The following is a 9,821-nucleotide window of genomic DNA, read 5'->3' on the forward strand; positions in this document are numbered from 1 at the left end:
GAAATATTGAAGGGCTTAGGATTTATTCCTAAGCATTTTTGAGGTCTTTTAAGAAGAAAATAGCACTGATTTTTATGTATTAAAAGGTTCCTTTGGGCGTTCGGTATCCAAAAGTGTGTATCAAAAGAATCTTTTTTATTACAGGAAAGTGGATAAATGCGTCTTTCGTTAGTTTGATTCTTAATGTATTCATGTAGGGGCTCTACTAGAATGATGAAGAAGTGAAAAAATAGAAGGTTTTATATTAGAAAAATCAAAAAAATGAAAAAGGGGTTTTGGATTTGAGTATTTCGTCCGATAAAAGCTTAGGGTGGATATTTAAACGAAAAATTTGGGAAGGTTGTGAGCAGTATTTTTTGAGTCTAAACCACAAAATTGTACAAAATATGCATCTTAAAAACTTATAGCACAAAAGGAGAACGGTTTATGAAAAAGTTATTTGTAAGCTTTAAGGGCAAGCTTTACATATTATTTGCTCTTATCTTACTAATTCCAGTTATTTCTGTAGGAAGTCTATCGTATTTATCAGCAAAAGATTCAATAAAAAACGAAATACTTTTTAGTGCGAATGAAAGCGTAGAAATTTTAAATACACTAATCGATAAGACCATTAGTGAAAAAATAAATGATATCACTTTCTTTAGCGAGGATATCAATTCTTCTAAGTATGAACAGCAGGGGTCTGCAGTAAAAACAAAATTTCAACAATATATAAAGCTGCATCCAGATGTTCAGAGCATTTATATTGGAACAAATGAGGGAGCATTTTTTCTAGAACCAAAAACGAATAGTGCCGATTATAATCCTTTAGAACGAGAATGGTATAAAGAGGCTACAGCATTAAAGGGAGAGGTCCTAATTACGAAGCCTTATATAGGTGCAGGAACTGGAGATTTGATCGTAACAATTGCTCGTCAGATAAAAGATCAATCTGGGGTAATAGCAATTGATATAAAATTGACAAATCTCCAAAAAATCGCTAGTTCTATCAGTATCGGAAAAAATGGATATCCTTCTATTCTTGATGAAAATAAAATGGTCATTTCACACCCGACTATAGAACCGGGTAGCGAAATAAAAGAAAGCTTCATGGACAAAATGTACGACAGCAAATCTGGCACGTATGATTATGTCTTTGACGGTGATGACCGAATTCTGTTCTTTACAACGAATGAACTGACAAACTGGAAAATCACAGGGACAATTTTTGCGAAGGAAATTGACCAATCAGCATCATCTATTTTGTATAAAACGTTTCTTGTACTAATCGCTGCAATTGTAATCAGTGTGATTGTATTCTTCTTTGTCATGAAGGCAATTATAAACCCGATTAAAGCGCTCAAGGATAGTGCAGTAACGATAAGTAAGGGCGATTTAACTGAAAAAGTGACGGTGAAATCTCATGACGAGATTGGACAGCTAGGGCAAGCCTTTAACGATATGCAAGATAGTTTAAGAACTCTTATTCAAAAAATTGAACAAAATGCCGAAGAGGTAGCTTCGTCGGCAGAAGAGTTAACAGCCAATGCTACCCAAACGAGCATTGCTACAGAAAAAGTGGCCATTTCGATTCAAGATGTTGCGACGAGCGCAGATACGCAAACGACGAGTGCCAATAAGAATGCAGAATCGTTACAGGAGCTTTCGAAGGCTATTCTTCATATCGCGGAGATCTCTTCTGCCGTGACGGATCTTTCACAGCATGCAACGTTACAGGCAGATGAAGGTGGTAAGGCAGTCCGAGATACAAAAGATCAAATGCATTCTATTCATTTATCAGTGACCGATTCAAATACGAAAATTCAAACATTACATGAACGCTCTAAGCAAATTACGTCTATTTTAGATGTTATTACAAGCATTGCAGATCAAACAAACTTACTGGCTCTTAATGCAGCAATTGAGGCAGCAAGAGCAGGAGAGCACGGAAAAGGCTTTGCAGTCGTCGCTGATGAAGTTAGAAAGTTGGCGGAGCAATCACAGAAATCTGCACAACAAATTTTCGAGTTAATCCATGGCATCCAGTTAGAAACCGAACAATCTGTAAACATCATGGCAAAAGTTACAGAGGATGTTCAAAATGGACTACATGTATCAGACGAAGCTATCACGAAGTTCCAAGTGATTAAGTCGAGTATGGATAAAATTACTCCTAAAATGGAAGAGGTATCTTCTGCATCTGAACAAATGTCAGCAAGTATACAAGAGGTGACAGCTGTTACGGAGGATCTAGCATTCTCTGCACAAGGAAATGCAACTGCTTCAGAGGACGTTGCAGCGTCTACAGAGGAACAATTAGCTTCAATGGAAGAAATTAATGCTTCTGCACAAGCTCTTGCGCATATGGCAGATGAGTTAAAACAACTCATTAGTCAATTTAAATATTAACAGTGTCAGACATAATAAAAAAACACGATTCCTTTTTTAGTGTACCCATTGCCAAAGGACATTTTAAAAAAGCTCTAGGCACTTGAAGAAGATCCGCATGGTTGAATGCACCTTCAGTTAATTTAATACCATTCTTCTTTCATTCTTTATTGTATTCAGGGCGATATCTAACGTTATGTTATTAGATACTCCATATGCCAAAGTCTCATTAAGAATAGATTGGAATAAGGATTGATAACTACTTTATCATCTGATTTCAACTCAAGCATTACTCAATAATAGAAAGATTGAAAGGCTTAGGGGATATACCTAAGCCTTTTTGAAGGTTTTCAATGAAAGAAAAGTTATGAAAATAACGTTGATTTTATATATATTCAAAAAAGATTCCTTTGTTGGCGTTCGGAACTCCGAAGATATGCATCAAAAGAATCTTTTTTTGTTTAATGGATGATGTTTCTTCTTTTAATGATTTGAGAAAATCTATAAAAGTGAGTACCTGATCTTTTAGGACAATAGGAAAAATAACAACTTAATTAATTGTGCAATAAAAAAATCTCCCATTAGAGTGGGAGATACATAACCTTTTGATTTTTACTGTTTATTTGGGTTACGATCAATAAATTCGTTAATTTCATCTTTTAAGCGATATACTTGTGTGAAATACAGATGTTCAGGTACATGATCATGCACTAGCCATTCTTTTAATACTTTATGGTGAAAAGTCACGAAGTACTCCATTAATAATTCCCTGTCAATGCCTTATAGGAAATTAAATAATAAATCCTTAAAACGAGTACAGGTTTTGCAAAAAAAGCACCGTACTGGTTTTAAAGTTTATTTAATATTTAAAAGTTTGTGGGGTTTAGAAAGAAACTGCTTGAGGAGGCAGGAATAGCGTTTATCTTTAGTACTGAAGTAAGGGCAACGTAGGAAGTGATCTAACACAAATCATTCTTCAAGTTGATATTGTACAAAAGCTTGCTGTCAAGGTCTCTGTCCTAAAGAACTTTAAAAAAATTTCGTCTTGTTGTATTTTGAAAATAGTCGAAATCAAATTGGTAGTATAATAATAATTTAAAACTTGTTAATTTTCTTCTACTGCTTTAAATACTCTATAAAGCATAACTGCAAACTCTGAACGAGTAACTGGAAATGTGTACATCTTTAAGTGAATGCGTACATGTAGATCTTAGCATTTGTAGATGGTTAACGGGGCAGAAGAGTTGAGCAAGAGGGAAGGCTTCACCATATAAAAACTATTCACAGATTGGGGGAATTAAATGAAATATAAAGTTAAAATAAATATTCCGATTTCTAACAATGAAGTACCCACACTAAGAGAATGCTTTTGGTTATGTGTGTGGAATGGGATTAGAACATGGTTATAGGGAAGATATAATAGTTCATCCTAAGGAATTATTGAGAGAGTCTGAACGTTTTGGATTAGGAATTGTAACTGTATATCATATGAGGAAAATAAAATTTATCTTTTATAAAAGTGTGGCTTTACAACTGGTGCAGGTGGCGTATGGCAATATGCTAAATAAAATCCTATTCAACTAAAGGAGGCTTTAGAGAAATAAGGGGTACAAAATAATCAAACTGTATTAAAAATCTAAACTAAATAAAAAAGGTTAAACTCCATTTTGGTTAATATTTTTAAGAATGGAGTTTGTTTAAATTAAATGTTATGAAAATAGCTTTGGTTTCATATGTACAAAAAGTTTCTTTTGTTGTCGTTCGGTACACCGAGTGCTAGCAGCCTGTTTAACTAAACAGGCAACAGACCGCCCTAAAAATGCCATAGCAGAAGATTTTATTTCTATTTAAAATATGGGCTAAACAATAACACTTAGAAATGTTTAGGAGTAACCAATGACTGTAAGGTACGTACTTTGTTGTTGTAGGTTTAGGTCACTTAGTAACCGAGAAAACCATTTGCTATCATTTGGATAAAAACAGGAAAATCTGAAGCTGTTTTATCAATAAGGGAAAACATGGATTTTTTCAAAGTATTGCGAAAGGAGAAAGTACGATGGAGTATAGCAGCAAAAAAGTATTTGTGCCTGATAATAAAGCGAAGTGGACACTATTTATGTTGGGGGAGTGAATACGTTAGACGAATTAATAATATCGAGCCTTTGGGTTTCGAGTATTGTAAACGGTGGTAGGGTGATGCCCAGGATAAAAAACATGACGATTATTTTGGTATTTGGGAGAGTGCATCCCAATAGCAATCGGCTGATAAAACAATTAAAAATTTTAAGGATAAGTAGGTCACAGCCACAAGGAGGGCAGGCTTACTTTTTTTTGCGCCATTACGCTCTCAGCGCAAAAAGTAACTTTTATCAATTATATGAAAAGTGATAACCCAACTTGATGGAACAACAAATATAGAAGTGGATATAATTGATCAAATTTCTGCTGAACACCAAATGCTGGGTAACTAAGGAATTAAATGATTTAGGTAATAACTTGATTTTAAATAATAAAATGGTAGAATTGGTAATGTAAGGAAATAAATTATAGAAGGGGATAATTAATTATGTTTACAGCGAAACAAAAACTAGTTACCTTAGCAACTACTTTAGCATTAGGATGTGGATTTTCTTTTTTCGGGCTAACACCTACATCTGCTGCATCAAATGAACTTTCTACAGATTCTATTTCTAGCCCATCTTATGAGAAACAACAACAAACCCATTTTACAGGTTATGTTGTTTCTGTTGGTGATCATTATATGACAGTTGTAGATACGCCGACGATGGGAGAAGCGCTATTTTATCAAGAAAATTGGTGGGATTTAGTCAACCAAAATAAAGTACTACTTGTTCCTGTTTTTGAAAATAATTCTTATACTATTGGAGATAAACTAGATGTTTATTTTAAAGCAATGACTATGTCTCTCCCACCTATTGCGATGTCACCTATCATTGAAAAAGTAACAGAATAGTCTATGTTAAAAAGAGGAGGGTGAAACTGGCGAAAAGCATAAAAGCGTGAGAAATCAATGCTTCTAGAATTGATTTCTCACGTTTTTCATCAGATGCGTAGAAGTCAAATTTGCTCCGATTGTTCAAATAAATATAGTTTGCAAATCGTAGCTCCTTTGGATTAGGCTAGAACTTTGGCTTAATTAGTGTTACTGCTCAAATAGTCGATTCGACTGAGCCGTCCACTCGAGCAAAAACACAAGGGGAAATTGATGTTTTAGTTGCACTAGCAGGGGCTTCTGGTGGTGCTCTCTCAGGCACGGTAATAGCTAAGCAAGCTATGGAACATTATCTTTAGCTGGAGGTCTATTATCTTTAATCCTTATTCCAGTTGTCATTTGGTCAAGAAAAGCTTAGATGAATTATGGATTGCAAAATTCCCCCCGTGTGAATGATGCGTACCTGTGCAAAAGTGACCGGGTCAAGCTGGTCTAATGTACATTAGACACAATAAAAAGCTTGAAAGGCTTAGGAGATAGTCCTAAGCCTTTTATTCACAATCTTATCGAAAGAGCGTCTGACTTCTTATGCATTCGCTCCTGATCAAGAGAATATGAATGTAAATATCTTCACAGAAGGAAAGAGTCACCTTAATTTCACACTATAATACCTCATTGCTTTTGGAATTCCCTTTATTTCAAAAACTCCTTTATAGATTAGGCTTCTCACCCTATATTCTATAAAAGCATCACCTAATTGATTGTTCTGTCCATATACTTCCCCGATTAACCTTGCTGATTTCATAAAGTCTTTTTCACTTTGCTTAGCATGTAAATTTCGGGCAGTATTCACAATAAAATCATCAAAGTAATCTTTATTGACAGTGTTAATTTTGTTATTTTTCCAAATCCTCACCAAACCTTTTGATTCTGCTAATGCGATCCATTCTCTTTCAAATCGTGTTCTATCCTCATCAGTTAATGGTGCTGATATTTTTTCTTGATATATTTTGTTTAATTGTTCACCATTTACTTCGCCCGTATGGATATCTAAACACCCAAGTTCAGGTGTGTTAAATAATTCCTGAAAAGCAAGTGTAGTATTGATCACGAAAACCTCATTCTTTTTTTCCTTTAGCAAGTATAAAAGATAGCGTAATCCAGTTTGTTCATTTGAATTTTCAGCAGTCCATATAATAATGGGGACCTCTTCGTTTAAACAATCTATTTCTGCAAGTGTTTTTGAAAATCTATTTTCGTACTCTTCTTCAAAATAGTCATCGGAATAATTGAGATGGTCCTGCAACCATTCATGTCTGTGCTTACGACCAACCTCTTGATGAAGTTCCCAAATTGGACCAACAGCAAAGAAATCAGGAAATCCGATTATTTTATTCTCACGCTCTAATCCTACTCGTAAAGAACCGGCAGGAGATTCTCCACACACAATATGAACGGTTGAATAATCTCTCTCAACATGATTGCTATTTTGTACAACTTCGAAAAATAAATTGTCTATAGAATTTAATTGTTCTAAAATTTCCTCTGGTGAATTCTTTGATTCCTGCATCATTTTTATTCGAAACATCATGCTTAACAATAGGTTCTTTGCGTCGCTAACGCTTAAATCTTTTATTGATTTATGTATCTCTTCTATCACTAAAATTCACCCCGTTATTTATTCCATTTAATTTTTTGTTATCTATAAATTTCTCGCTTGGAGATTCGAACTAACATCTTCAACCTTACAATCATAATAAGCTTTAAATATGGTAGGTTGACCATTAGCAATTATTATTAAGGCTATCTGATAAAGAACACGACGAGCATCCCGAACCCCACTGTTGGCCTTTTACTGATGTACCAGATTGTGTATTTTCGGCCGAAACCCCTAAGTATTTCTTAAAGTCCTTATATGTATTGAATCTTTCAATATCACCAATAACGCGAATTAATGTACAAGCTATATTTTTCACTAACGAAGGGCAGGGACCGTAGATTTCAGTATAAGGGTGGGGTTGAATTCCTTTTTCGGGTACACTCCATTTTACATGATTTTGGAATAAAAAAAACAATGTCCCCAAACTAACGGCAGAGTTTCTCACTTTGAGAACCCACGTTTAAGTCAAAGGTACATTGATGAGTATAATTTATATTAAATTACATTTTTTTTAAACATATATGTGTTAGCATGTAGACTATTGAAATTAATATAAAGTAGTTAAAGACTTACAGAAACGAACGAAGCCGTTTAGCTGAAGAATGACAAGAATGACAAGGAGGACATTTGTATAAATAAAGAGAATTAATTTAACTCAAAGGGGTTGGGTAATAATGGACGGATACACGATGGAATTAAGAAAATTAGTCGGAAATAGACCATTAATTTTAGTTGGTTCTACTATTATTGTTATAAATGATAAAAAAGAAATTTTATTTCAATACCGTTCGGATACAAAAGAATGGGGTTTGCCTGGTGGAGCAATGGAAATTGGTGAGAATTTAGAACAAACTGCTGAACGTGAACTTTTTGAAGAAACAGGGTTAAAAGCAAAGAGTTTTAAGTTTATTGATACTTTGTCAGGAAGTAATCTTTATTATAAGTATCCTAACGGTGATGAAGTCTATAACGTAATTTGTGTTTACTTAGCGGAAGATACAAGTGGCGAGTTAGCTATGAATGATGGTGAAAGTTTGGATTTGAAATATTTCGCCATTAATGAATTACCTTGCAAACTTGACGAAAGAGCAAAGATTATTATTGAAAAACATTTTATTTAGGCTTGTTTTTCAGTGTTGATTTATGTAACTAGGAATCGCCATTTTTGTTGTATAAACGAAGCAGATTGTGAAGTATTGTACTAAAAGTATCGGGGTGCGTTTCTATAATAAATTGAAATGCGTTTTACTAACTAAGCAGTTTAGTTCAAGTTAGATAATGATCTTGTAGGTGGTGATTCTATGAATAAATTTATTATTACATCAGGTGCAGTAGTTCTGGATGAACATAAGAGGATTTTATTAAAAAAGATCCTGATCGAGGTTGGGAGTTACCAGGTGGGATTGTAGAAGAAAATAAAAGTATAAAGCATGCAGTAGTTAGAGAAGTTAAAGAAGAAACGGGAGTAAATATTGATATTATTGAATTTTGTGGAGTTTCACAAGACTTAAAAAGAAATATATGTAATATGTGGTGGTTAGGAACACCTATAAACGGAAGCTTAAAAGTAAGTAAAGAAAGTTTAGAGGTCGGTTTTTTTAGCATTGAAGTTGCATTAAAACTGATAAGAAATGATGACTTTAAAGAGGAACTTTTAATATGTTTAGATAAAGATAAGCAGCCATTTTTTATTACATTATAAGTGACTTTTTATTAGCTAACGGGTGCGAACAAAGGCTTCTGCTTTTATAAAAAGAACGGTTAACAATTAAGCTAACTGTTCAAAGGTTTTATAAAAGGTGTACATGTTGTCACAAATATTCGCGAGGTGACAGCATAAGAAATCTCCAAATGTACAAAGAACGGTGGGCAATTGAGTCATTTTTTCACTGGATTAACAGAACTTTAGGCTTAAATGTAACGCCACCAACTGCAACAGTTTGAATGCTTGTTTTATTTGAATTGGCAAAAGGCCGCAAAATTTCGGAAGGACCTTTAGCCCCGTAGCCCATGTCCTAAAAGGAAAATTGTAAAAATATATTCTATGCAGGATAAGTGAAACTAATAAAAATAATGAGAACTATTACATTACGTAAAGCATTACCTTAGTGGGAATAAAGGCTGGCTTGTTGTAATATCCAATTTAGGCAAAGCTGAAGGGCATGCCGCCTGTTATTCACAGGCGGCATATTATAAATTATTGTCTAATACTTTAGGGTTATCTCACAATAGCTCTGCTGTATTACTCCATGACGACTATTTTAAAGGTCCTGTATTTTAACTAAGGTTATTACCGAAGTGGCCGTTTGTGCTAGAGGAATAGTGCCTACGGATCCTAACATAACTGTACCACCTGTACTAGCACTTACTACTTCATTAAATACTGTGTCTCCTGCACTCAAAGCGAATATCGTTGGCATCATTATGGTTCCGCCATTTCGTACACCACCGGCTATGAGGGAAAATCCAGATTGTGCCGGCGATGAATTCACAACGATGGCGGTTGAGTTATCCACTTCTACCTGAAGTCTACTGATTACAAGGTAAATACCTGATACATTTACAGTTACACTGCCATCTCCGTTAATCGTAAAAGCACCTGGAGTATTCGTCGGGTTGCTGAATGTGACCGGAATAATAGTAAAATTGCTAAATGGGCCAATGTCAAATCCAAAAAATACTCCCTGTACGGGTGTAAACGCTACTGGCCCTGTTGCTCCAGTAGCTCCAGTTGTTCCAGCTGTTCCTGTTGCTCCAGTAGCTCCAGTTGTTCCAGCTGTTCCTGTTGCTCCAGTAGCTCCAGTTGTTCCAGCTGTTCCTGTTGCTCCAGTAGCTCCAGTT

The 9,821-nt window shown here is 34.8% G+C and carries 7 protein-coding genes and 2 pseudogenes; 5 read left to right on the forward strand and 4 right to left on the reverse strand.

Annotated elements, in window-relative coordinates:
• Positions 1 to 426 precede the first annotated feature (426 nt).
• Positions 427 to 2,388 (forward strand): methyl-accepting chemotaxis protein, encoded by a 1,962-nt coding sequence (locus tag ACIPKN_RS07715; RefSeq protein WP_400934756.1) that lies wholly within the window; start codon positions 427 to 429, stop codon positions 2,386 to 2,388.
• Between the two features lie 591 nt (positions 2,389 to 2,979).
• Here ACIPKN_RS07715 and ACIPKN_RS07720 read toward each other — a convergent pair.
• Positions 2,980 to 3,126, reverse strand: a complete 147-nt coding sequence (locus ACIPKN_RS07720) for a hypothetical protein (RefSeq protein WP_400934758.1) — start codon at positions 3,124 to 3,126, stop codon at positions 2,980 to 2,982.
• A gap of 1,807 nt (positions 3,127 to 4,933) precedes the next feature.
• Here ACIPKN_RS07720 and ACIPKN_RS07725 point away from each other — a divergent pair.
• Entirely contained in the window at positions 4,934 to 5,341 is a 408-nt protein-coding gene (locus ACIPKN_RS07725) for a DUF3221 domain-containing protein (RefSeq protein WP_400934759.1), read from the forward strand.
• A gap of 170 nt (positions 5,342 to 5,511) precedes the next feature.
• Positions 5,512 to 5,738, forward strand: a pseudogene (locus ACIPKN_RS07730) (MFS transporter); the annotation flags it as partial.
• Positions 5,739 to 5,966: 228 nt separating this feature from the next.
• Here ACIPKN_RS07730 and ACIPKN_RS07735 read toward each other — a convergent pair.
• Together ACIPKN_RS07735 and ACIPKN_RS07740 are read right to left on the reverse strand one after the other, a co-directional pair.
• Positions 5,967 to 6,980 (reverse strand): DUF1835 domain-containing protein, encoded by a 1,014-nt coding sequence (locus tag ACIPKN_RS07735; protein WP_400934761.1) that lies wholly within the window; start codon positions 6,978 to 6,980, stop codon positions 5,967 to 5,969.
• Between the two features lie 78 nt (positions 6,981 to 7,058).
• Positions 7,059 to 7,350, reverse strand: a pseudogene (locus tag ACIPKN_RS07740) (transposase); the annotation flags it as partial.
• Positions 7,351 to 7,654: 304 nt separating this feature from the next.
• Here ACIPKN_RS07740 and ACIPKN_RS07745 point away from each other — a divergent pair.
• Both ACIPKN_RS07745 and ACIPKN_RS07750 read left to right on the forward strand, forming a co-directional pair.
• Positions 7,655 to 8,101 carry an NUDIX hydrolase gene (locus tag ACIPKN_RS07745; RefSeq protein ID WP_400934763.1) on the forward strand — a complete coding sequence of 149 codons (447 nt, stop codon included), beginning with the start codon at positions 7,655 to 7,657 and terminating at the stop codon, positions 8,099 to 8,101.
• A 302-nt stretch (positions 8,102 to 8,403) separates the two neighbouring features.
• On the forward strand, positions 8,404 to 8,682 hold the full coding sequence (locus ACIPKN_RS07750; protein WP_400935055.1) for an NUDIX hydrolase: 279 nt from the start codon (positions 8,404 to 8,406) through the stop codon (positions 8,680 to 8,682).
• A gap of 559 nt (positions 8,683 to 9,241) precedes the next feature.
• On the opposite strand, the gene ACIPKN_RS07755 is transcribed toward ACIPKN_RS07750, so the two are convergent.
• The coding region (locus ACIPKN_RS07755; protein ID WP_400934764.1) for a hypothetical protein at positions 9,242 to 9,821 on the reverse strand (580 nt) is incomplete at its 5' end.

Origin of the sequence: Lysinibacillus sp. NPDC086135 (genome assembly GCF_044746345.1) — a bacterium.
GTDB lineage: Bacteria > Bacillota > Bacilli > Bacillales_A > Planococcaceae > Lysinibacillus.